Genomic DNA, 24,234 nt, shown 5'->3' with positions numbered 1-24,234 from the left:
AGAGAAACAAATTGCTAGGAGGTAATAACGATGAGAAGAGCTTTTATTAGTCCAACGAAATATGTACAAGGTGAAAATGAACTTTTAAATTTAGGATATTTTATTCGGACATTTGGTGACTCTGCGTTACTGATTGCCCATCCAGATGATATTGCTCGTGTAAAAGAACAATTGAACACAACTTCAGATAAATTTAATGTAACTCTTGTAGAAGGTGGATTCGGCGGAGAATGTACCCGTGAAGAGATCGCCAGACTGCAAAAGCTCGCAGAAGAAAAAAAATGTGACTGTACGATTGGCCTTGGCGGAGGAAAAGCTATCGACACTGCGAAGTGTGTAGCTGAAGGTGAAGCCCTAATTATCGTACCAACGATCGCTGCAACAGACGCACCAACAAGCCATTCCGCTGTACTTTATACCGAAGATGGAGCATTTGATGATTACGCTTACTTTAAACAAAGTCCAAGTGTAGTCATGATCGATACTACGATTATTGCGAATGCACCTACTCGTTTCTTAGTTTCCGGAATGGGAGATGCTCTTTCTACTTATTTTGAAGCAAGAGCAACGGCTAGATCCTACTCAGGCGTAAACGCAGGTCTTCCTTGTGGTGTACTTGATGGCAGTGCCCCTAAAGTAGTCGGTACAAAAGCAGCGCTTGCGCTTGCAAAACTATGTTATGAAACACTGCTCGAAGATGGACTGAATGCGAAGGTTGCATGTGACTGCAACTTAGTGACTCCAGCGCTTGAGAATATTGTAGAGACGAACATCTTGTTGTCCGGACTTGGTTTTGAAAGTGCAGGTCTTGCAGCTGCCCATGCGATTCACAATGGACTTACTGCACTAGAAGGCACACATCATTATTTCCACGGTGAAAAAGTAGCGTTCAGTACGATCGCTCAATTGGTACTTGAAAATGCACCGAAAGAAGAGCTGGACGAAGTTCTTGCATTCTGTGTATCCATCGGACTTCCGGTATGTCTTGCTGATATCGGCGTCGATCAAGTTACAGTGGAAGAACTGAAAGAAGTAGCAAGAAAAGCATGTATTCCAGAGGAATCGATTCACTCCATGCCATTCCCAGTAACCGAAGAAGCAGTCGTTGCTTCCATCATGGTTGCTGACCAAATTGGACGAGAATATAAACAAAAGTTAGGGTGAACGATATGAAAAAAATAATGAACAAACCGGAAACACTTGTAAGAGAGATGGCTGGCGGTCTTATTCTCGCTTATCCAGAACTTACATTTGATTCAAGATATAAGATTATTGCGAAAAAAGAACTTAACCCTAGCAAAGTCACGCTGATCAGCGGCGGAGGAAGCGGTCATGAGCCGGCACACGCAGGTTTTGTAGGAAAAGGGATGCTTGATGTAGCCGTCTGCGGAGACGTATTTGCTTCTCCATCTCAGATTCAAGTCTACCAAGCGCTTCGTGGGTCACGCAGTGACAAAGGTACGCTGCTTATTATTAAAAACTACAGCGGGGACATTATGAACTTCCGTAATGCTGCTCATCTGGCACGGGAAGACGGAATTACCGTTGACTATGTAAAAGTAGAAGATGATATTGCAGTAGAAGACAGCCTGTACACGGTAGGTAAGCGTGGTGTAGCAGGTACGGTATTTGTTCATAAGATTGCCGGAGCTGCAGCAGAACTGGGCAAATCACTGTCAGAAGTTAAAGAAGCGGCACAAAAAGCAGCAGACCGTACAAAAAGTATTGGGTTTGCCCTGACTTCTTGTACCGTTCCTGCCAAAGGAAGCCCTACGTTCCAATTGAACGAGGATGAGATTGAATATGGAGTGGGTATTCATGGTGAGCCAGGGATTCGGCGTGAAAAAGTACTCCCTGCTGATGAACTCGCCCGCCGGATGGTAGAAGATTTGCTGAAACATATGGATCAGAGCGCAGAAGATGAGTATGCTGTTCTCGTTAATGGCTTTGGAGGCTCACCGCTTCAGGAACTGTATTTGCTGAATAATGCAGTCATGAAAGAGATGAAGGCAAAAGGCAAAAAGGTGATGAAGGTTCTAGTTGGTGACTATATGACAAGTATTGATATGGCTGGCGCTTCCTTGTCACTGATGCAGCTTGATGAAGAATTAAAGAATCTGCTTGCTGTAGAGTGCGAGACTCCGGCGCTTACCATGAGAGGGCCTTTGACAGAGGTTATTTATACAGACAAAGTGGAAGAAGTTCAAGCAGATGGCGGTAAGAAAGCATCATACACCGTAGAAACATCTGAAGAATATAGTACGGTACAAAATGAACAGTTCTCTCTGAATAATCTCGTCTATTATATCGACAAGATGAGTGAAATCATCATTAAAAATGAGGGACCGTTCTGTGATCTCGATTCTCATGCAGGAGACGGTGATTTCGGTACAAGTATTGCAACCGGATTTAAACAGCTCAAAAAAGAGTGGGATCACGTACTCGAGAAAAGTTCCAGTATGTCCGAGTTCCTTGATGCATGTTCTCTCATTATTATGGAGAAATGCGGCGGGGCGTCAGGTCCGATCTGGGGATCGGCTTTCCGTGCAGCAAGTAAGAGTGCCGGTGAGAAAGAAGTTCTTAGGGTACAGGATGTAGCTGATCTATTGTCTGCTGTAGTGAAGGGAATCCAGGATACAGGGGAAAGATCATTTGGACGCGGGGCAGTCGTGGGTGACAAGACACTCATTGATGCGCTTGTACCTATGGCTGATTCCTGGCAGAAGAGTGCAGATGCAGGCGAAGATATGAAGACTGCTTCTAAAAAAGCTGCACAAGCTGCGGTGGATGGTGCGAAGAAAACCGAAGAAATCGTTGCTCGTATGGGAAGAGCAGGGACGGTTGGAGAACGAAGCATTGGATATCCAGATGCGGGAGCATATGCGATTGGGTTTATTTTCACCGAATTGTCTGAAGCAATGAAATAACCAATTCTTATTCCTATAAAAAGAGGCTGTCTACGTATCGTTCACTAACGATATATTAGACAGCCTCTTTCTATTATTTTTTACGTTTACGAACAAAAATCGGGTAGATCAAGACAAGTGCAATAAGTCCAATGATGAGAAATGTAATAGAAGAGAGCTGAATGATCGGGAGGACCTTTCCGAGCATATATCCTAGTAGTAGAATCACGACCACGACGATGAGATATTTGAGCATAGAAGCAAGCTGAAATCCTTTTTTTCTTACAGAGGATTGAACCTCATCGGTTCCATTGTTGAAAGAAAGTAACACTTGAATCAATATAATGGCTCCGCCTGCAATAAGAGTTAAAGTAAATAAGCTGATCCGGGTATAGGGAGTTGGATCTTGACCGCCCCATTCTGTAACTAATCCGATGAAGCCCATAAGTACGAAAACAATGGATATCGCAGACCAAGCGATCATCAGATTGAATGAAAGACCTCGGGTTTCACTTTCAGTGGCAGAAGGGGAAGTTTGGGCCTTCGTATTCTTGGGTAAAGTTGGACCAGTACCGTGTTGCGGACTGTATTTCTGTTCAAGTTCTTTTATGTATCCCAGCGGATTACCTTCATAAATTGAATCCGGTTTATCCCCTTTGTTTTGTGCTTCTACAAGGTGCTTAGCAGCATCCAGGAGCAATTCTTCCTGCTTCTGTGCTGGAATGCGGGTGTCTCTGACATTCATAGAGAAAGTCTCATAAAAAGCTAAGGTTCTTTCATTCATCTGCCCCAGAAAAGTGTTCTGGCGATTCCGCAGCAGCATGATTTGTTTGTTGTTCGGTTTCATTCGTGTTCTCTCCTTCGGAGTACGGGCTCTATTGATAAATTATACGGGACGACACCTTAATTCGCAAAAATGGGATACAAAAAAAGGTTTGATTGACTTTTTTAGCAGGAGGATGCTACACTGATTTTACTTAATTCATATTAAACTTATCGGATTTAATTGAAATAGATATATTCAATTCTTAGGAGGCGTTTTTATGGAAAGACAAATCGGTATTCGTCACGGTGAGGAAGAACTCGCTGCAACGATTCATTATCCTGTTGTGCCTGAACTGCAAGAAGGAGAACGTCCTTCACGTGTACCGCTTATTATTATATGTCACGGCTTTGTGGGCAGCCGGATTGGTGTCGATCGTCTTTTTGTAAAAACGGGCCGAGAACTTGCCGAAGATGGATATTTAGTGCTCCGTTTTGATTACATTGGGTGCGGTGAAAGCAGCGGAGAATATGGAGCAGAAGGTCTTGAATCGATGATTAATCAGACACGCAGTGTTCTCGATTATGCGATAGAGTGCTGTGACGTTGATCCTAAGAGAATCACACTGCTTGGACATAGCCTTGGCGGAGCGACGGCGCTGCTTACAGCAGTGAGAGATAAGCGTGTGAACAGGCTGATTATGTGGTCCTCTGTAGGTTATCCTTTCAATGATATCGTGAAGATTACGGGCCGCAGTACATATGATCAGGCTGTAAAAGAAGGAAGCGCAGATCATCTGGGTTATGATTTTAGTCCGGTGTTCTTTGATTCGCTCGCTCAGTTTCAGCCGTTTCAGGAGGCTGTTAAATTTTCGGGGGATGTACTTATTGCGCATGGAACAAGCGATGATACCATTCCGGTCGATTATGCTTTTTTATTTCAGAAAGTGTTCTGGATGCGTTCAACGGGACGCTGTGATAAGGATATTATTTTTCAAGGAAATCATACATTTTCATCAGGACCAGAGCGGGAGCAACTTATCAAACGTACCCGTGCATGGCTTGCTGAACAGAATCGGATGGACGAGGACTGGCAGCACTGGATGATCTAAGGTTAAATTATGAAATTAGCCCTGAAAATGATTGGAATTCTTACATTCTAGAGTTAAAATAAAGGGGCAACCATTATACCTGTGTCTGGAGGCTTGGCAGCGATGACCTTACCTACATTGTTTATAGCTCACGGTTCACCTACCCTTGCGGTAGAGGATAACGAGTATACTGCTTTCCTTAGAGAACTCGGTACCCGTATGCCGCTTCCCAAAGGCATTGCCGTTTTTTCGGCGCATTTCGATGAGCCTGTGCAGACCGTATCGATGGACGAGCATCATTCCACGATGCATGATTTTTATGGTTTTCCTAGCGAGATGTATGAACTGGAATATCCGGCTCAAGGTGATCCTTCATTATCTAGGAGAATATGCGGCATATTCAAGGAAGCGAACCTTCCTGTGAAACCACTAGAAGACAGAGGACTCGATCATGGAGTTTGGGTTATTCTTCGTCATATGTTCCCGGAAGCGAACATTCCGGTAGTCGCCATATCCGTAGATTCACAGCGATCCGAGGAGGAACAGTATCATATTGGACGTATGCTGGCCCCGCTTCGCGATGAAGGGATTTTACTGATTGGCAGTGGCGGATTGGTTCATAATTTGAGAAAGCTGAGTCAGCAAGACGAGCCCGAGGCCTGGGCAGTGGAATTTGATGAATGGGTCGCAGAGCGTCTTGAACAGTGGAATCTAAGAGAGCTGTTTGCTTACGAGAAGAAAGCACCCTATGCTCAGGATGCAGTCCCTTCTTATGCTTCAGAGCACTTCGCTCCCTTGTTCTATGCAATGGGCGCAGCTGATGCAGATCGGAAGGCCATTAGGAAATTCCAGACCTATCAATATGGCAGTCTCAGCCTGAACTGCTGGCAGTTTGGAACCACTTAAGTCTCACTTTTATAAAATAAAACAAGGCATCCCTGATCAAAAGGGGATGCCTTTCTTGTATTTAAGCAGAATTACTTCTTGATCTCGAAGAATTCACATTCGTTCCGTCCATGGTAGGCTAAATCACTGACACTGGACTGGATCACAATCGTCTTCTGATCAAAGCGAATAATCTGTCCTCCGTTATTGATCTGATGATTATCTTGAAATACTCGAATTCGTTGCTTGCCATTCATTGCTTCTTCGAAGTCAGCATCTGTATTCAGGCGGCGATTAACCGACATATATACACACCTCCAGGTGGTCAATTATGAAGCGATAGATCTTTCTTTACCAGAAATTATAACATAGGCAATGCTTGTATAGAGGCAAAAAAACAAGCTCCCGTTTACAGGAGCTTGTTTTTTAAAAGATATGATGGTGTAAGTGAGTATTATCTTTATTAAAAATCTTGCTGTGTTTTAATGTGAACGGCTTTGTCTTTATTTCTAAATTTACCAAACTGTGCACGGATGTAAGGAACCACCCAGTGATCAAGACCAATTTTACCTGCGTTAAATCCAGCAACTAAGATGAACATTTGAAGCAAGATCAGCTGTGCATTCGTGCTTACCGTACCCGAGAAGAGGAAAGCGAAGTTCATTACCATTGCCATCAGTACAGCTAAAGTAGTGAAACATCCAAGGATAAGACCAAGGCCTACAAGGAACTCACCAAGCGGTACAAGGACATTGAATAGTCCTACATTCGGTAGAGCAAAGGTTTGAAGGAAGCTTCCCCACCAACCTTGGACTGTTGCGCCTTCCCCAGTCGAATTGGTGATCGCATAGCCGATAAAGCCACTTGCATCAAAACCGCCGCTTGTAAGTTTAGCCCATCCGTGAGTCATCCAATCATAACCGATGTAGATACGCAGTACAGTCAATAACCACATTGCTACTTTATTTTCTCTAATCCATGTTGTAAACATAGAAACCACTCCATCCATTTTTTTATGGTCTATTAAGATATATTGCCGAGCATCCATGTTGCGGTTGCTTTATTGCTGATGTGACTTTTTTTATTGCTGTAAAAGTGATCACTCTTTCGATGTCTTTATATTAAAATAAATACGCCACCTTAGTTGTGATATTTTTCACAAACGATAAAAAGAATTTATTTATTCTTTGTTCACCTGTTTACCATCCTCATTATTTCCAAATTTACAACAAATAGGGGCAAAACCTCTTCAGGTGTGATTAAATAAATGAGATAACCATGTTCATTAGAGTGGACATACGGAGGGGGAATAATCGGTTTGCATAAAAAATGGAGACTTGTGGCGTTATTGATGTTTTTATTGGTTGTGCTCTTAATGACGGCCTGCCGTGCCGAATCATCAGAAATTGCGACTCCTTCAGCGCTTGAAATGGAGGCACCAACGGAATCAATTGATTCAATAGATACGCCCCAAGAGAATCAAGAACGAGATTACGCTTATACGGCTCCTTTAACGGGAATGAAAGTAGAAGAACCCGCTGAGAAAAGGCCAGTTGCGGTAATGATTAATAATGCCCCGGCTGCAAGACCGCAATCAGGTCTAAGTCATGCCGATCAGATCTATGAAGTGCTTGCTGAGGGAGGTATCACCCGGCTAATTGCTATTTTTCAAAGTGAGGGTACGACGGAAACAGTAGGTCCGATTCGCAGTATTCGTCCTTACCTCATAGAGATTGGAGAGAGCTATGGCAGTATTCTTGCTCATGCTGGAGGCAGTCAGGCAGCCTACTCTATTTTACAAAATCAGGGGAAACCTTATCTGGATGAAATTTCGAACGCAGGTCCCTACTATTTCCGAAGCAGTGAACGCAAGGCCCCTCATAATCTGTACTCATCACTGGATCAGTTGAGAGAAGCTGCTGCGAAACGGGGGTATTCGGAAGAAAATAAATCACCTGTATATCCCTATTTAGAAGAAGGAGCGCAGGTGGAGGGAGAAGAAGCTCTCCATTTTGACATTACTTACTTAACGAGCAGTTACGAAGTGAGTTACGATTACGATGAGTCTACGAGCACGTATCTAAGAAGTGTGCAGGGAAAAGAAGATATTGATGCAGATAATGGGGAAAGGTTAGCAGCTTCGAATATTATCGTATTATCCACAGCCCATAAGGTATTAGATGATGTAGGAAGACTCAGTGTCGATCTAACTTCTGGCGGAGATGCGATGTTATTTCAACAAGGGAAAGTGATCCATGCGAAATGGTCCAAAAAAGCGGGGGATCTTATCCGTGTAACAAAAGGAGGAAAGGAACTGCCGCTTGTGCCAGGAAAAACCTTCTTAAGTATTGTGACGAGTGTACCGCCGCTTGTTGAACATGTTATTATTCGTACACCTTAATATAATGAAATTGAAATCTTAACTTTTGCTCATATCCTATGTCTATTAGAAAGCTAACCATCTTAGGTCCTGACCGATCAAAGAGTGTTAGCTTATTTTGTTTAAGAGTGAAGAAAAACATAGTAGAAACAAGACAATGACAAGCGTTATAAACAGTATTTGGATAATCTGTGTCGGTACTGGTCAGTCTATGTCAAAAGTTGAAAAATTCAATTGTAAAATTCATTCGTTTTTTATGTAAACACAATGAAAAGTGTGATAAGATATCACTTGTTGTCATTTCTTTTCATTAAATTTCACGCAATCTTTCTGTGAAGGGGATATAAAAATGGCTTTTAAGAAGAAAAAAGATATTTTTTTCGAGTCACTCGAAAATATGGCAAATACCGTTGTACAAGCTGCAGACTACTTTGCACAGAACACCGGCGATCTAAGTAACATGGTCGAGTTTACTGACCAAATGAAGAAGTACGAGACCGAATGCGACAACTATACGCATACGATCATCAAAGAGCTTAACAAAACGTTTATCACACCGATTGAACGTGATGACATCATGGCTCTGGCAACAACACTTGACGATGTACTAGATGGACTTGAAGCAACGGCTTCCCGTTTCTATATGTACGATCTGAAGGAAGCGGACGAGTACATCATTCAGTTCTCCGAAATTCTTCGTGAATCTGCTTACGAGATTCAGAAGGCAGTTCACCTCTTATCGCAGAAAAAATTGCTTGCTATCCGTGAGTATACGATTCGCCTGAATGATTTGGAGAATCAAGGAGACGAGCTTCTTCGTATCTGTACGAAAAACTTGTTTGCTTCCGTACAGGATCCAATCGAGCTGATTAAGCGTAAAGAAATCTACGAGCGCCTTGAGGCAACTACAGATTCCTGTGAACATGTTGCAAACTGTCTTGAGTCCATCATTATGCGGAATTCATAAGGAGTATGTGAGATATGGATATGGTAACTCCAGTATGGATTCTAGGGATCGTCGTCTTTTTGGCTTTGGCCTTTGACTTTATCAATGGATTTCATGATACAGCCAATGCCATTGCAACTTCGGTATCTACCCGTGCATTGACGCCGCGTCGTGCGATTCTTCTCGCAGCCAGTATGAACTTTATTGGAGCCCTGTTATTTACAGGGGTAGCGAAAACAATTGGGGGAAGCGTAGCTGATCCCACGAAACTAGATAACGGGATCAATATTGTTATAGCGACGCTCATTGCCGCGATTATTTGGAATTTGGTCACTTGGTGGTTCGGACTTCCTTCTTCCTCTTCCCATGCACTGATTGGCGCACTGGCGGGGGCTGTATTCATCAGCGAACCAGGGAAGCTGAACTGGTCTGGATTCACTAGCATTGTAGAAGGTCTGATCTTGTCGCCGATTATCGCGTTCGCGATTGGGTATGTGGTGATGACGATTCTGAAGTATATTTTTGCGAAACGCAGTCCGCACACGGTAAATAAAGGATTCCGAACAATGCAGATTTTCACAGCTGCCCTTCAATCTTTTACACACGGAACGAACGATGCACAGAAAGCGATGGGGATTATTACATTTGCCCTCGTTGCCGGCGGCGTTCAGGATCATATGGAAGTTCCGCTGTGGGTTAAAATTGCAGCTGCAACAGCGATGGCGGGCGGTACGGCCATTGGTGGATGGAAAATTATCAAGACGATGGGTACGAAAATCTTCAAGATTGAGCCGATTAACGGCTTTGCAGCGGATTTCTCAGCAGCATCTGTAATTTTTTCAGCTACGCTGCTTCATTTGCCAGTAAGCACAACACATGCGATTACATCAGCGATTCTCGGTGTTGGTTCTGCAAAACGTTTCTCAGCCGTCAAATGGTCCCTTGCAGGACGGATTGTAGTTACTTGGTTTATTACGATCCCGATTACGGGATTACTCGCTGGTCTAATTATGTTCTTGTTCTTCTAAACATCATAAATGCGATTTTATATATAAAGGAAGAACCCAAATTAACTCGTAAAGTGTGGATACTTTATTACGAGTTATTTGGGTTCTTCACGCCTTTATGTGGAAAATGTTCATAACTCTGTGAATATGGGGACATTTACCTGAAGATAATAGCATTATAGAAGTTATCCACTTGTGGACAGCCTGAATGCGTCTGAAATCTTGTGAGTTTGTGAATAACATAGTAGTTCGGTTATAGGTTTATATAGTGTGATAGATATTTAAGTACATAAATTCTAGGAATGGATACTGGAAATGGAGGGGAAGCTCCCTTGATTCGCACACTGGCAATAACTCAGGAGCATGAGGTTGTCATGAATCAGCCGCTGCAGGAGATGAATCTTCAGGATTACACGTTTGTATGGGCCGACTTTAGCCGTCCAACCGAAGAAGAGACTCAGCTGCTTACTGACTATTTTCATTTTCATCCTCTGGCTGTTGAAGATTGTCTGCATGTACTTCAGCGTCCTAAGCTTGATTATTACGATAATGTTTATTTTCTTGTGTTACATGCCCTTCGCATGGGAGATGGACAGCCGCTTGAGGTTGATTTATTTCTAGGCCCGAATTACCTGGTCTCTTATCATCATGATGAACTGGAGGAAATCAATCAGGCATGGGAGCGAACTTCAGAACATGCAGGTGAACGAACGATTTGGAGTAAAGCTACGGTAGCTGTAGCTTATACCGTGATGGATAAGCTGGTCGATGGATATTTTCCGATTCTCTTTGCCATCGAAGATGAGCTAGGAGAGCTGGAGGGACGAAGCAGTGATGAACCTGTTGATGAGCTTATGAATCAAGTATTTATGCTGAGAAGCAGGTTACTGCGACTGAGAAGGACTTTTGTGCCGATGAGAGACTTGTTATATCGGGTAGTTCATTCCCAGCGAATTCAAGGTGGAAGTGAGCATAAGCTGTATTTTATTGATATCTACGATCATCTGCTCAAGCTTACCGATCTGCTCGAAGCCGACCGGGAAATGACAGCAGACCTGAGAGACAGCTACATCTCACTGAATTCGAACCGAATGAATAGTATTATGAAAACACTCACCGTAATTACAACGATATTTATGCCGCTTACCCTGATTGCAGGGATTTATGGAATGAACTTTGAACACATGCCAGAGCTGGGACTAAGATATGGGTATTTTAGCGTTATTTTGTTTATGGGACTGCTTAGCGCAGGAATGATCTTCTGGTTTAAAAAACGAGGGTGGTTTCACTAGATTATTAAAACTTCTGCTATCAGTAAATAGAAGATTTAGATTACCGAATATGATAAAGAAACGGAGAAAACAGCACAATAGCACCCATCATTTAAGATATGAGGGCGCTATTATGAGCCGTTTTGTAAGGAACGGCGGAAGTTAATATCTTCTAGTTGCTGAGGGGTAATACGCCTTTGTTTTGGCTTCTTTATTCTTTTTTTTACCGGAAGAGACATTACTCGTTTTTTTAGAAGAACCGTTTTTGCCTTTGGAATTTGATTTTTTTCTCTTTTTTCGCCGTTTCGGTGTATAATATTCTTCCTCATATAGAGGCGACGGAGGGGAAGTGCTGTCTTTGGCTGCTTTCGCAGCTGCGGCAGCGCCGAATGGCAGAAGACCTGTAACGAGTTTAAACATGGGAGCCATTTGCTGAACTCCGTTCACAACCCTTTGAACTTTACCCATTCCATCCATAATGCCATCAATGCCGCCCATACGATCAATAAATCCCTTGAGTTCTTTAAGATTTCCGCCGAGTCCGCTTAAGCTGCTAAGAATCCCGCCTCCTGCTGCTGCCTCTGCTGTTTCGGTAACTGCAGCCTCCTCTTGTGTTGTTTGGTTTGCAGGATATACTGGGGTTGGCTGAGCATAATTTTGGGTTGGGTATAAAGGAGGTCCTTGTTGCTGAGGTACGATCTGAGGCTGATTATAGGACTGCAAAGAATAAGGTGGAGTGGGATTAGATACGGTCTGAGTGTTACTGTATTGAGGAATACCTGGATAGGGAGTATACTGCTGCGGGTCTCGTAACGCACGAGCCTGCCGGCTGCGTCTCCCATGGTATTGCTGAGACATGTTCATCACATTCCTTTGCACATGATTTACCACAGTATATGTAACAATAACCTATAGGGTTTTAGAAAAACTGCTTTTTTCCGTGATAATCGCGGATTTGGGCCGCTGCCTACTAGATAGAGATGGGAAGAAAACACGGCGAATACGGTGGAGATACACACAGGATGTTCACATCATCAACTGTGGATAATTAATCTTGTTTCGATTCCAAGGAAAATGTGGACAAGTTTTTAAATACATTCGCCAGCAGAATTAATGTGTTATAATGTGTAGTGGTATTACGACAGGGGAAACCGATATAAAAACGGTTTTGTTCTGTAGCGCGTGAAACCGTTAATGCTTGAAATACCTACATAGGGTAGGTACAATGGAGAAAGTAATCAGATAACCTTAGGGGATGATAAAATAATGCAGCTGAAAAAGCTAGATGATAGAAGTATAGATCAATTATTTGAAGCGATTTTGACGCTTAAAGATATCGAAGAGTGTTATGTATTTTTTGATGACTTGTGCACAGTGAACGAAATTCAGTCGCTGTCTCAGCGTCTTGAAGTGGCCCGTATGCTCGGCAAAGGAAATACGTATAACCAGATCGAATCCGAGACAGGAGCAAGCACGGCGACCATTTCTCGTGTGAAACGCTGCCTGAACTACGGAAATGACGGGTACAAAATGGCGCTGGAACGCCTCGGACGCTAAGATGAAACAGGGCGTTCTCATTATCAGCCATGGATCCAAGGATGCAGGCTGGACAGAACTTGTAGACGATGCGGTAGGGAAGCTTACGCTTTTGCAGCCTGCTCTTGTAGAAGCTTCTTTTCTTGAGAATGTAGAAGGAAGAGGAATTCAGGATGGGATTGACCGACTGGAAGCAGCGGGGGTAACGGATATTTTGGCGATCCCTTTGTTTGTTTCGGCGGGAAGTACACATGTGGATGAGATCGGGTATGCTCTTGGTGCGAAGCCTTCTCCTGAGAAGGAGACGGATCTTGCTCCCTTTCGCATTTCGGCGAGGCTGCATTTCGGATCTCCGCTTCATGATGATCCTCTTCTTGCTGATATGGTTTGGGATAAAGTTCAGTCCTTTTCGGAGGATCTATCTCGCGAAGTGATTCTACTCATTGGTCATGGAAGTCGCCATGATGGTTTTCTACAGCGATGGGAACAAGGTCTAGGAACACTTGCTGAGCGAGTGCAGGTGGTAAGCGGTGTTGCAAAAGCAGATTATGCTTTGCTAAATCCAGATCAAGTCAAGGATCGTGCAAGTTACTGGCGAGAACAAGGATTCCGCGTGATTGCGGTTCCGGTGTTTCTTAGTGCAGGTTATTTTACCAATGTAGTCATTCCGAAGCGCCTTGATGGGGTGGAAGTAGTCTACAGCGGTGAACAGACCCTGCTTCCTCATCCGCTGCTTCATACCTGGATTGAGAGACAAGTTGCCGCGATGCAGCAAAATGTAATCTCTTATTCATGATACTCAGCTATTGGTAGTAGGATGAACAATCGAAGCAATATTAGAATATAGTAGAATACAAAATATAGCCTGGCTGATTGTCCTGACGTGGTTACACGAATCAGATTGAAGACGACAGCTGGGTTTTTGTTGTATAATGAACTATCTGTGTTTGCACGTGAGATATAAGCATAAGGGACACTAAAGAGCTTTTTTATTGGGAATACTTTAGAAGAAACGATGCTACAAAAAAGGAACGGATATTTGCTAAAAGTAGGTGGCGTAAGGATCATGACGATGAAAAAAGCGAGATTAATTTATAACCCAACTTCGGGCCGGGAAGAAGCCAAAAGAAGACTTGTGTCCATATTACAACGTCTTGATGAAGGTGGAATTGAAGCTTCCTGCCATGCAACGACGGGTGAAGGCGATGCAACGAGGGAAGCCTCAGAAGCAATTGATCGCGGCTATGACCTCATTATTGCGGCCGGTGGTGACGGTACGCTCTATGAAGTGATTAACGGAATGGCCCAAAAAGAAAATAGACCGCCGCTTGGTATTTTTCCGCTGGGAACAACAAATGATTTCGCAAGAGCGCTGGGAATTCCGCGTCATTGGGAAGATTACTGCGACATGGTCATTCGTCAAGAGACCCGTCCCGTGGATCTTGGACTTGTGAATGATCGTTATTTTATTAATATAGCCGGCGGCGGAACGCTGACGGAACTCACATATGAAGTGCCAAGCAAACTGAAGACGATGATTGGACAGCTTGCTTATTATATGAAGGGCATGGAGAAAATGACGAATCTGGCTCCGCAGGAATTGTATATTCGTGCGAACGGACAGGAAGATATCCATGATGAATTCATGCTCTTTCTCATCGCAAATACAAACTCGGTAGGCGGTTTTGAGAAGCTCGCTCCAGGAGCTACGATTGACGATGGGTTATTCGATGTCATTGCTCTCAAGAAGTGTAATCTTCCTGAGATGATTCGTCTCGTTCGACTTGCACTGCGTGGAGAGCATCTGAATGACAAGAAGGTTATTCATTTTCAGACCGATTATATGGAAGTAAACTCCCCAGGTGAAGTGCTGCTGAATCTGGATGGAGAACTGGGCGGACAGCTGCCTGCAACGTTCCGTAATCTGCCGCATCACATTCAAATTTTCAGATAAATCAATTTCAATATAGAAAGAGGAATTAACTAATATGGATACAAACCGCAGCGGACGTGGAAAAAGCCGCCGGAACACAGAGCGTGAGGGAATGACAAGTGCAGGGAAGCCGCAGAACAATGCAGTTCGTCAGGACAGAGAGCGTGTTAAGACGGAGAAGACCGAATATATGACAGCGAAATCAGGTAACAAGGAAGTTCTGAATGCAAGAGGAACAGAGATGCGGCCGCAAGGCGAGGCATCTTTTTCTGCTGCTCAAGGACCGTTAGGACAGACACCAGGTAGAGAAAATCGTACAACCGAGAAGAGAAGATCAGGAAAAGGCCGTTCAGGAAGTAATCGCGGCGGTAAAAAACAACCTGCTAGAGATATTGCGGCTGAGCTCGGTTTGCCGGTAGCTAAAAATGACGAGACCGTGATCGATATTATCGGCATGAATCATGACGGTGAAGGAGTTGGCCGTGCAGAAGGGTATACCTTGTTCGTAGCGGGTGCGCTTCCTGGCGAAAAAGTTCGCGTCAAAGTCCTGAAGACAAAGAAACAGTATGGATATGCGAAACTGCTTGAGATTGTGGAAGCGAGCAAAGACCGTGTTTCTGCACCTTGTCCCATCTATGCACAGTGCGGCGGCTGTCAGCTACAGCATATGAGCTACGAAGGACAACTTCACTGGAAACGCCAGATGGTTGTAGATAATCTGAAGCGCATCGGGAAACTGAATGTTGCTGGCGAAAACGTAGATAATGAAGTGCGCGCTCATCAAGATGTGGATAATGTAGATGACGAAAACATTCATCCACAGGTGGATAACCTTGTAGAAGGAACCGAAACTGTACACAGCAGTGGGGATAAAGCTGTGCATGAATGGGTTAATGTTCCAAATGAGTCTGCTGGAATTACCGTTCTCCCTACGCTCGGTATGGACGAGCCTTGGCGTTACCGGAACAAAGCACAGGTGCCGATGGGCGAGATGGAAGGCGGCCTTATCGGTGGATTTTATGCGAAAGGCAGTCACCGGATCGTCGATATGGAGCGCTGCTTAATTCAGCATGAGCATAACGATGAAGTCGTTGAACGTGTCAAAGAGATTGGCCGCCGCGTAGGGATTAGGGCATATAACGAGGAAACAGGACGCGGACTATTGCGGCATGTTGTCGTGAAGAAAGCGTTCCGTACTGGGGAGATGATGCTGGTCCTTGTCACCAATGGAGACAGCATCCCAGAGAAAGATGAATGGATTCGCGGCATCCGTGAGCATCTTCCGCAGGTGACAAGTATCTGTCAGAACGTAAACACGAAGAAGACGAACGTGATTTTTGGCGATGTTACCCGTGTTCTATGGGGCAGTGAAGTGATCTATGACTATATCGGAGACGTGAAGTTTGCGATTTCGGCGCGTTCCTTCTACCAAGTAAACCCGGTACAAACGGAGGTACTATACGGTAAAACCGTAGAATACGCAGGACTTACCGGGAAAGAGACCGTTATCGATGCGTATTGCGGGATTGGGACGATCTCTCTTTTCCTAGCACAGCATGCTGAGCATGTGTATGGGGTAGAGATTGTGAAGGAAGCAATCGAGGATGCGAAGAAAAATGCCGAGCTAAATGGGATTACGAATGCTACCTTCGAAACCGGACCATCCGAGGATGTTATTCCGCAGTGGAAAGATCAAGGCATTACACCAGATGTGATCGTTGTCGATCCGCCTCGTAAAGGCTGCGATCCAAGACTGCTGGATACGATTCTAGAGATGCGTCCGGAGCGAGTAGTGTATGTATCTTGTAATCCTTCGACACTGGCGAGAGATCTGGGGGTACTCGAAGATGGCGGTTATCGGACGACTGAGGTTCAGCCGGTGGATATGTTCCCTCATACGGTGCATGTAGAATCCGTTGCGGTGTTGATTAGAGATTTTGTAGATAATGAATAAACTCATGCTATTCGCAATAAACTCGTGCTAAAAATCGAATAAAGCCGTGATAAAAGAGGGGGAAAGGAAGAATGGAGAAAGGGGAAAACCCAGCTCCATCAAGCCTTTCCTCTGTTTTTATATCAAGACATTATTAAAATTATAATAAAGTCCCTTCTTTACCTTTTTAGAACGTGTTTCACGACCTTTACATCGCTAGCATCCAAGGTCGAGAAGCGTTCTATTTTTTATTGAAAGCCTGCAATTATTCAGAGGTCTACAAAAAGAAACTACAATAACTTGAAAAGTACTCCTCCTACGATCCGGTTTTGCTCCCGATATTCCTTAGGGGTCAAGCCTGATGTTTGTTTAAAGCATGAACTAAAGTGGCTGTAAGAAGAGAAACATAGAATATTAGCAATATCCGTAAGAGAATAATCCGAGGAGCGGAGCATATTTTTTGCTGTCTCCATGCGTTTATCCTTAATATATTCATGGATGCTACGGCCAACTTCCTTTTTAAATAACACGGATAGATAACTACGATTGAGATTAACATGTTTGGCGAGCTCATCCGTAGTTATTTTGTTATGTAGATGATCGATAATGTAATTAATCGTTGCTCTTACCACGTCTGACAAAGAGTCCAGGTAACAGAGCTTTTTCATATGAGATGCAAAATCCATGACCATCCGATCGTTCAGTTCCATTACCTCTTTCACACTCTGAGCAACATCTACCTGACGGATATACATGTCACTTAGGGTATATGCAGTCTCGTGCGGCAGACCTGCATTTGTACAAACTCGAGTCACAAGTGCTGTATGAATGACCACATGATAGATCTGATTGCGCAAGGCATTTTTCGAGAGGATACCCTTTCCTTCGTTGGGTTTGTGACCATAGAGCCTCTTATTTTCAAGGATGCCATTGACATCCCCATTTATTATAAGTTCATATAAGTTTTGCTCATGCTTTGATGGTTCATGGTAAAAATCAGTTTCTCTCTGCAAAAACATTTGATAATCAAGGTTTTTAGTCACTTTCAGACACCTCCCTCTTTTAATTAACAAACAAACCGCAAGCTAACTTAACAATATGGCAATTTCAATTATTTTTATTTACATGAGTCTATACAAATCAAAGGGCCAAGCATCCTTTTGGTCACTTCGCATAAAATGCTAGTTTATAAAGAGCTCATCATGCAAGCGTTTTGAATTTAACGGAAAAATATGTAAATAGAATATAACATGCCTGGTAGAAATCCAACAAAAATTATATTTTCAATTTTTTATAAATGTTAGCGTATTCATTAAGATGTTAGTAGGGGGGATTTCTTTATGGTTTTTGTATTGTAGACATATGGGGAAGATATTCCCTGACTTTTAGGAGGAAAACTGGATATTTGTAGAATAACAGCAATAAGCGTAATGATTTAGAGCTGGAGTTCAAGAACTAAAGTGGAGAATGGTACTTTATAGTGGAAGGGGGAACAAAGATGAAAAAAAGATATAGTTTAGGCAAAATAAAAATATTATGTAAGCGTTTTTTATTGGGAGTAATGATAGCGCTGATTGTAGTAGGATGCCTGAATACTGAAGCATCTGTGGCCAAAGCGGATGGAGTGTTTACCAATCTGTCACAGTCTCAGATTGTAGCGGAGATGGGGGCAGGATGGAATCTCGGTAACCAGTTAGAAGCAAGTACGAACGGTTATCCTTCAGAGACTGCCTATGGGAACCCGATTGTGACGGAGAATATGATCAAGGTAGTGAAGGCGGCAGGTTTTAAGACTGTCCGAATTCCTGTGTCCTGGCTGAACTACATCGGGTCGGAACCCTATTATTCCATTGATCATTCCTGGATGACAAGAGTAAAAGAAGTGGTTGATTATGTAGTGGACAATGATATGTATGCAATCATCGACTTGCATAATGACGGTGCCCATTCAGTTACCGGTTCCTGGATTCTAACGGATAGCAGTGAGCAGGATGCGATACGTAAGAAATTTTCCGCAGTTTGGTATCAGATTGCTACTACATTCAAGGATTATGATGAACATGTCATCTTTGAGTCCATGAACGAAGTAGGTGTGGAATCCGCAAATGATATTATCCGAGCGAATCAGTTGATTAGTTCGTATAACCAGGTATTTGTAGATACAGTTAGAGTGGCCGGCGGTAACAATGATAAGCGTTGGTTAGTGGTCCCGGGATGGATTACAAACATTGATTACACCACCGGTGATTACGGTTTTACCTTGCCAATGGATTATAACCTTTCTAGTCAGGTACCAAGCGGTGAGAAGAGAATTATGGTATCAGCACATTACTACACCCCATGGGAGTTCGCCGGTAGTGAAGATGATTATGTGACGCAGTGGGGAGACATGGCGGATTCAGGGAAGAGTATCTCTTGGGCTAATGAAGACTATCTAAATGCCCAGTTCTATAAGCTTTACGAAAAATTCACTTCACAGGGGTATCCGGTCGTAATAGGGGAGTATGGCTCTGTCGATAAATCTGAAGCAGACTCTATGAATACAGATAGCAGGACCTATTATGCGAATACGCTCAGCGAATATGCAAAAATTTACGGTTGCGTACCTATTATATGGGATAACGGATTTAATGGTAATTACGGATTTGGATTATTCAATCGTCAGTCAGTTTCCTATCCGGTTACTCAACCAGAAATCATAGGCGCAATTATGTATTATTATGGCGATCAGAGTCAATCGACAATCTCCTTAAATAAAACAAGTTTGACCTTGAGACCAGGTGATGAGCCGATAACACTGATAGCTACACTTACACCGGCGGGTGCAAATGATTGGGTCGAATGGAGTTCCAGTAATTCGGAAGTTGCGAGTGTCGATCGTTTCGGAGTTGTTACGGCTAAAACTGCTGGAACTACAGTCATAACAGCTGCTAACAATGGATACTCAACAAATAGTAATGTGACAGTGTCAACTTATACCGAAACGACAATCTATGAAAACAATTCTGGAACTGGCTTCAGTACATCGGATACTACCTGGTTCACAGATGCCTATGACAGGGATTTAATTACGATTAAATACACTTACACGGATGCGACAAAGGCAGGCTGGAATATACTTGGCTGGGGAGCAACAGTATCCGGAACCTGGAAGAATGGACCTGTATATGCGGCCAGTATGACGGATCCAACGGGAATCACCTCAGTGACGACAACTGTAGGCGAGCTGAAAACAGCGCTTGGAATCTCTTCGGGTTCAGAAGTATCCTTTCTGCAGCTGGAGGCATATAACAGCGGTCAAGTGCAAGAAATTAAATTGAAGCAATGGTAAAACATTAATTAACGGAAATGTTTATAAAAAAACTTTATATGAAAAAGGAGAATATATGTATGAAGCACCGAAAAATAATATTTAGGTTATTTATTCTGGTATTTATTTTTATCGGAATAATGGGATACTCGAAGCCAACGTTTAGTGCTGATGTAATGAGTCCGAAGACAGATGCAGTAGAAAGTACTACAGACAGTAAAGAGGATATACAGGTGAACGATACTGAAGGAGAGAAAGAGATTACGGCACTTGATGTGGCTAAATTGATGGGAAACGGAATTAACCTGGGAAATACGATGGAGGCGTATGGTCATTTATCACTTGGAGTGGACGCAGAGCCATCCGCATATGAAACTTTATGGGGGCAGCCAGTCACCACGAAAGAAATGTTGATTGCCATGAAAGAAGCAGGTTTTGATTCTATCAGAATTCCAGTAGCGTGGACGAATGCCATTGATTATGAAAGCGGAGACTATACCATCAAAAAAGCATACATGGATCGTGTAGAAGAAATCGTGAATTATGCGCTCGATGCAGATATGTATGTTGTCATCAACGAACACTGGGATGGCGGCTGGTGGGGAATGTTCGGTTCAGCTACTAGCGAGACACGTGAGAAAGCGATGGATTTATATGTGTCTATGTGGAGCCAAATTGCAGAAAGATTCCAAGACTATTCAGATAAACTTATCTTTGAATCAGGGAACGAGGAGCTTGGCAGCCGGTTGAATGATGTTGATGTGAGTAAGGACTCGGGGGCACTTACCGAAGACGAACGTTATGAGACCACTAATAAAATAAATCAGACCTTCGTAGATATAATCCGAGGTAGCGGAGGTAACAATCCAAAACGCTTTTTATTGATTGCCGGTTATAATACAAACATTATGGCAACCCTTGATAGTCGCTTTCAGATGCCAAAAGATAGTATCGCTAATAGATTATTAGTATCCGTACACTATTATGATCCCTGGTCTTACGCCGGTTCGGAAGATTTAGCAAGCTGGGGAAGTGAATCGGAATATAAGTCGCAGAATGATATCCTTGCTAAGATGACAAAGTTCACAGATCAGGGATACGGTGTCATCATTGGTGAATACGGTGCTCTTCCTACCAAGGATGGTGCTATTAAAGAGAATACAACAGATTTCACTCAGAATATTCTTGATAACTCCGATCTCTACGGATACGTTCCAATGCTTTGGGACACCAGCAGTTTCTTTGTTAGAAAGGATCTTAAAATCAACGATGAGGGTCTTGCAAAACTCTTTAAGGAGAAAAGTTATTCAGCCCAGTCTTCTCTGTCTGATGAAGAAATCAAAGAGAATGCTCGGAAATCATTAGAATTAGGTATTTCAAAAGGCAAGGAGTATGATAAAAATTATGTTGGACCTATATTGAATGGAGATGAGAAAGCTGTTGCCTGGATTATGTACAACAGTAATGATAATAAGGTTTCCTATAGTGCAGGAGATACTTATAGTCCAACATCCAAAACAGAGGGTGTTGTGGCTTCTGATGTTGAAATCAAAGGACCGGGAACTTATACCGTCAGCCTTGATTTTACCGGAACGACGGAAGGATTTGCTAACAGCGTGTTATTCTCAGCAATTGGTATCTCTAACGGCGAACTTCTATTTCCGAAATATATGGTCACAATTAAGGATGTTAAGATCAATGGCGTTCCATATCAAATGACAGGAGTTCCATTTACAACAACTGATGACAAAAAAACGACCCGTGTAAATCTCCATAATCCCTGGATGGGCTCGATTCCTGTGGAAGCTCGTCTACCAGAAGGAGATTTATCTAATATATCAGCTACTGTTTTGGATAACAAAACACTAGGAGAGGTTGAGACAATCTCTGTCACCTTAGATTACGGTCCGACTATTCCAGAACAATCTAAGGACACAGAAGCGCCCGTATGGGCTGAAGTCAGCAAAGTGACTGCACATACTGATACAACCAATATCACATTAACATGGGCTGCAGATGCAGTTACCGATGATGTAGATGTTACGGCTTATAAAGTATCATGGATGCAAGGAGATGAACTAAAAACCCATGATATTACTGATGGAAATGCAACGAGCACTGTAATAAGAGGCTTGAAGCCAAGCACGAACTATACCTTTAAGCTGGAGGCAGGTGATGCAGCTGGTAATTGGAGCAGCAATGGACCGACTGCTACAGTAACAACAAGAGCAGATGTTCCTTCAGTAACACCACAGCCAGAGACTGGGCAGCCAGTGGAACCAGCAAAACCAACAAAACCAATAGAACCAGCAAAACCAGCAGAGCCAAGTGAGCCAGTTGAGCTGGAACAGCCGCAAATCGCGTTTATCGATGTTCCAGAAACACATTGGGCAGCACTTGAAATTAAGCGTGCAACGACACTAGGCATCGTAGCAGTAAATCGAGATAACACGTTTAAGCCTGCTGACCTGATAACTCGTGCACAATTTATTAAGATGCTGGCAAATGCCTTCAAGTGGCAAGCTGAGCAAGATGAATTAGTATTCACAGATAATGACGAAATTAGTGCAGAGGCAAAGGATGCCATTGCACAAGCAGTCAATCGCGGCGTTATTAACGGTTATGGCGATGGTAGCTTCCGTCCTAATCAAAAAATTACGCGTACAGAAATGACTGTAATACTGGCAAGAGTATTAGGTATAGATAGCGCGGCAATCGAGCAAACGGGCTTTACGGATGATGCTACGATTCCAGCATGGGGAAAAGGAACAGTTGAAGCGTTGCATGAGTTAGGTATAGTTGAAGGACGCAGTAACAACAATTTTGCTCCAAATGACGTACCAACACGTGCAGAAGCAATAGTAGTCATTTTGCGAGCGCTAGATCTAAATTAATTGATAGTTTTTAAGCGAATAGGCACAATATAGAGGTGTTTGCTTCTATGTTGTGCCTTTTGTGTTTTTTTAGTAACAGAAGGGAATTTATCTAATGTGTCAGCTACTATGCTAGATAATATACATTTGGAGAGGTTGAGACAATCTCGGTCACCTTTGAATACGTCACACATCTGGAGAGCATGGGGGTGTTGGCTAGAGATTATGTAAACAACGAACCCGCGCTATTCATAATAAACTCGTACTAAAAATCGAATGGAGAAGGGGGAAAACTAGATCCATCAAGAATTCCCTTTATTTTATATCAATACATTATTCAGTTTATATTAAATTCGCTACTACCGACGGCAGCCGGTTATAAATGGGAGGAGAATCAATATGGATTTAACATTTGAAAAGGATAACTTATTTTGGTTACATGAGCCTAAGGAATATACTATTACTAATGATGAAATTATGATTAGAACCGATGCGGGAACAGATTTTTGGCAAAGAACTTATTATGGCTTTCAAAACGATAATGCACCTGCTCTGTTAATGAAAACCAATGAGAAATACTTTTCTTTTTCAGTGAAAACGGAATTTGACAGTAAACATCGTTTTGATCAGTGCGGCGTCATCATCTATCAAAATAGTGATAACTGGATAAAGGCTTCAATCGAATATGAAAATGAGGAATACCAGAGGTTAGGAAGTGTGGTAACGAACTTAGGATATTCTGATTGGGCAACCACGGATATTACTGCAACACAGAAATTTATGTATTATAGAATAAGCCGACGTGAAAGCGATTATTGTATTGAAAATTCTTATGATGGCATTCATTATAAGCAAATGCGTATTGCACACCTTTTTGAAGGAACGGACGATATCCAGATTGGTATTTATGCTTGCAGTCCAGAAGAATCTTCATTTAAAGCCGTTTTCACTGAAATGAAATTTACTGAATGTCAATGGAAAGAACACAAATAACTCCATGCCACTGATAGATTACCAATGAGACTCGTTCGATGAGAGGAACATGAGGGGACGCAAGTCATTCCAGATCCTATTTTATGCTTAATTCAACATGAGCATAACGATGAAGTCGTTGAGCGTGTCCATTAGATTGGCCGCCGTGTTGGAATTAGAGCATATAACGAAGAGACAGGGCACGGACTATTGAGGCATGTTTTGGTGAAGAAAGCGTTCCGCACCGGTGAAATGATGCTAGTCTTAGTTACCAATGGAGACAGCATACCAGAGAAGGATGAATGGATTTCGCCGCAATCGTGAACAGCTTCCGCAAGTGATGAGTATTTGTAATTAAATTTATGTTTACGTCGATTACCTATCCTAAATTAATACGATTCTCATACGTAAAAAGGCATAGTGATGAAT

Annotated in this window: 20 protein-coding genes and 1 pseudogene; 16 read left to right on the top strand and 5 right to left on the bottom strand. The window is 42.9% G+C overall.

Going from position 1 to position 24,234, the window contains the following annotated elements; genetic code table 11:
* Positions 1 to 30 precede the first annotated feature (30 nt).
* Both ACWPWY_RS15870 and dhaK read left to right on the top strand, forming a co-directional pair.
* On the top strand, positions 31 to 1,164 hold the full coding sequence (locus tag ACWPWY_RS15870; protein WP_454192535.1) for a glycerol dehydrogenase: 1,134 nt from the start codon (positions 31 to 33) through the stop codon (positions 1,162 to 1,164).
* 5 nt (positions 1,165 to 1,169) lie between these two features.
* Positions 1,170 to 2,927: a dihydroxyacetone kinase subunit DhaK gene (gene dhaK / locus ACWPWY_RS15865; protein WP_454192534.1), complete on the top strand. Its 1,758-nt coding sequence runs from the start codon at positions 1,170 to 1,172 to the stop codon at positions 2,925 to 2,927.
* A 73-nt stretch (positions 2,928 to 3,000) separates the two neighbouring features.
* On the opposite strand, the gene ACWPWY_RS15860 is transcribed toward dhaK, so the two are convergent.
* Positions 3,001 to 3,753, bottom strand: coding sequence for a DUF1129 family protein (locus tag ACWPWY_RS15860; protein WP_454192533.1), 753 nt, complete (start codon positions 3,751 to 3,753; stop codon positions 3,001 to 3,003).
* A 196-nt stretch (positions 3,754 to 3,949) separates the two neighbouring features.
* Between ACWPWY_RS15860 and ACWPWY_RS15855 the strand changes: the two genes are divergently transcribed.
* Positions 3,950 to 4,780, top strand: coding sequence for an alpha/beta hydrolase family protein (locus tag ACWPWY_RS15855; protein WP_454192532.1), 831 nt, complete (start codon positions 3,950 to 3,952; stop codon positions 4,778 to 4,780).
* A 102-nt stretch (positions 4,781 to 4,882) separates the two neighbouring features.
* Positions 4,883 to 5,665: a DODA-type extradiol aromatic ring-opening family dioxygenase gene (locus ACWPWY_RS15850; RefSeq protein ID WP_454192531.1), complete on the top strand. Its 783-nt coding sequence runs from the start codon at positions 4,883 to 4,885 to the stop codon at positions 5,663 to 5,665.
* A gap of 71 nt (positions 5,666 to 5,736) precedes the next feature.
* Here the strand turns inward: ACWPWY_RS15850 and ACWPWY_RS15845 are convergent, their stop codons facing one another.
* Positions 5,737 to 5,949 (bottom strand): hypothetical protein, encoded by a 213-nt coding sequence (locus tag ACWPWY_RS15845; protein ID WP_454192530.1) that lies wholly within the window; start codon positions 5,947 to 5,949, stop codon positions 5,737 to 5,739.
* Positions 5,950 to 6,107: 158 nt separating this feature from the next.
* A complete protein-coding gene (locus ACWPWY_RS15840; protein ID WP_454192529.1) occupies positions 6,108 to 6,635 on the bottom strand; it encodes a DoxX family protein in 528 nt (175 codons plus the stop codon).
* Between the two features lie 327 nt (positions 6,636 to 6,962).
* Between ACWPWY_RS15840 and ACWPWY_RS15835 the strand changes: the two genes are divergently transcribed.
* The 4 genes from ACWPWY_RS15835 (at position 6,963) to corA (ending at position 11,269) form a co-directional block, all read left to right on the top strand.
* A complete protein-coding gene (locus ACWPWY_RS15835; protein ID WP_454192528.1) occupies positions 6,963 to 8,045 on the top strand; it encodes a DUF3048 domain-containing protein in 1,083 nt (360 codons plus the stop codon).
* A gap of 328 nt (positions 8,046 to 8,373) precedes the next feature.
* Positions 8,374 to 8,991 carry a DUF47 domain-containing protein gene (locus ACWPWY_RS15830; protein ID WP_191802778.1) on the top strand — a complete coding sequence of 206 codons (618 nt, stop codon included), beginning with the start codon at positions 8,374 to 8,376 and terminating at the stop codon, positions 8,989 to 8,991.
* A gap of 20 nt (positions 8,992 to 9,011) precedes the next feature.
* Positions 9,012 to 9,998, top strand: a complete 987-nt coding sequence (locus tag ACWPWY_RS15825) for an anion permease (protein ID WP_454192905.1) — start codon at positions 9,012 to 9,014, stop codon at positions 9,996 to 9,998.
* Between the two features lie 311 nt (positions 9,999 to 10,309).
* Positions 10,310 to 11,269 carry a magnesium/cobalt transporter CorA gene (gene corA / locus ACWPWY_RS15820; protein WP_454192527.1) on the top strand — a complete coding sequence of 320 codons (960 nt, stop codon included), beginning with the start codon at positions 10,310 to 10,312 and terminating at the stop codon, positions 11,267 to 11,269.
* A 141-nt stretch (positions 11,270 to 11,410) separates the two neighbouring features.
* Here corA and ACWPWY_RS15815 read toward each other — a convergent pair whose 3' ends face one another.
* Positions 11,411 to 12,106 carry a hypothetical protein gene (locus ACWPWY_RS15815; protein ID WP_454192526.1) on the bottom strand — a complete coding sequence of 232 codons (696 nt, stop codon included), beginning with the start codon at positions 12,104 to 12,106 and terminating at the stop codon, positions 11,411 to 11,413.
* Positions 12,107 to 12,514: 408 nt separating this feature from the next.
* Between ACWPWY_RS15815 and ACWPWY_RS15810 the strand changes: the two genes are divergently transcribed.
* The 4 genes from ACWPWY_RS15810 to rlmD all read left to right on the top strand — a co-directional run bounded on the left by ACWPWY_RS15810 (position 12,515) and on the right by rlmD (position 16,671).
* Positions 12,515 to 12,805 carry a YerC/YecD family TrpR-related protein gene (locus ACWPWY_RS15810; RefSeq protein ID WP_160033767.1) on the top strand — a complete coding sequence of 97 codons (291 nt, stop codon included), beginning with the start codon at positions 12,515 to 12,517 and terminating at the stop codon, positions 12,803 to 12,805.
* 1 nt (position 12,806) lies between these two features.
* On the top strand, positions 12,807 to 13,580 hold the full coding sequence (locus ACWPWY_RS15805) for a sirohydrochlorin chelatase (RefSeq protein ID WP_454192525.1): 774 nt from the start codon (positions 12,807 to 12,809) through the stop codon (positions 13,578 to 13,580).
* A gap of 276 nt (positions 13,581 to 13,856) precedes the next feature.
* Positions 13,857 to 14,738 (top strand): diacylglycerol kinase, encoded by an 882-nt coding sequence (locus tag ACWPWY_RS15800; RefSeq protein ID WP_454192904.1) that lies wholly within the window; start codon positions 13,857 to 13,859, stop codon positions 14,736 to 14,738.
* 34 nt (positions 14,739 to 14,772) lie between these two features.
* Positions 14,773 to 16,671: a 23S rRNA (uracil(1939)-C(5))-methyltransferase RlmD gene (gene rlmD / locus ACWPWY_RS15795; RefSeq protein ID WP_454192524.1), complete on the top strand. Its 1,899-nt coding sequence runs from the start codon at positions 14,773 to 14,775 to the stop codon at positions 16,669 to 16,671.
* A gap of 269 nt (positions 16,672 to 16,940) precedes the next feature.
* Here the strand turns inward: rlmD and ACWPWY_RS15790 are convergent, their stop codons facing one another.
* Positions 16,941 to 17,693 carry a helix-turn-helix domain-containing protein gene (locus tag ACWPWY_RS15790; protein ID WP_454192523.1) on the bottom strand — a complete coding sequence of 251 codons (753 nt, stop codon included), beginning with the start codon at positions 17,691 to 17,693 and terminating at the stop codon, positions 16,941 to 16,943.
* Positions 17,694 to 18,148: 455 nt separating this feature from the next.
* On the opposite strand from ACWPWY_RS15790, the gene ACWPWY_RS15785 reads away from it, so the two are divergent.
* The 4 genes and pseudogenes from ACWPWY_RS15785 to ACWPWY_RS15770 form a co-directional block, all read left to right on the top strand.
* Positions 18,149 to 19,981: a cellulase family glycosylhydrolase gene (locus tag ACWPWY_RS15785; RefSeq protein WP_454192522.1), complete on the top strand. Its 1,833-nt coding sequence runs from the start codon at positions 18,149 to 18,151 to the stop codon at positions 19,979 to 19,981.
* Between the two features lie 59 nt (positions 19,982 to 20,040).
* Positions 20,041 to 22,854, top strand: a complete 2,814-nt coding sequence (locus ACWPWY_RS15780) for a cellulase family glycosylhydrolase (protein WP_454192521.1) — start codon at positions 20,041 to 20,043, stop codon at positions 22,852 to 22,854.
* Positions 22,855 to 23,232: 378 nt separating this feature from the next.
* Complete coding sequence (locus ACWPWY_RS15775) at positions 23,233 to 23,826, top strand: DUF1349 domain-containing protein (protein ID WP_454192520.1); 594 nt, start codon at positions 23,233 to 23,235, stop codon at positions 23,824 to 23,826.
* A 54-nt stretch (positions 23,827 to 23,880) separates the two neighbouring features.
* Positions 23,881 to 24,157 (top strand): annotated as a pseudogene (locus ACWPWY_RS15770) (23S rRNA (uracil(1939)-C(5))-methyltransferase RlmD); the annotation flags it as partial.
* Between the last annotated feature and the right edge of the window lie 77 nt (positions 24,158 to 24,234).

It is taken from the genome of Paenibacillus sp. Marseille-Q7038, assembly GCF_965111595.1.
Note: the sequence above shows the minus strand (reverse complement) of the source record. Positions and strands in the feature narration are given on the sequence as shown.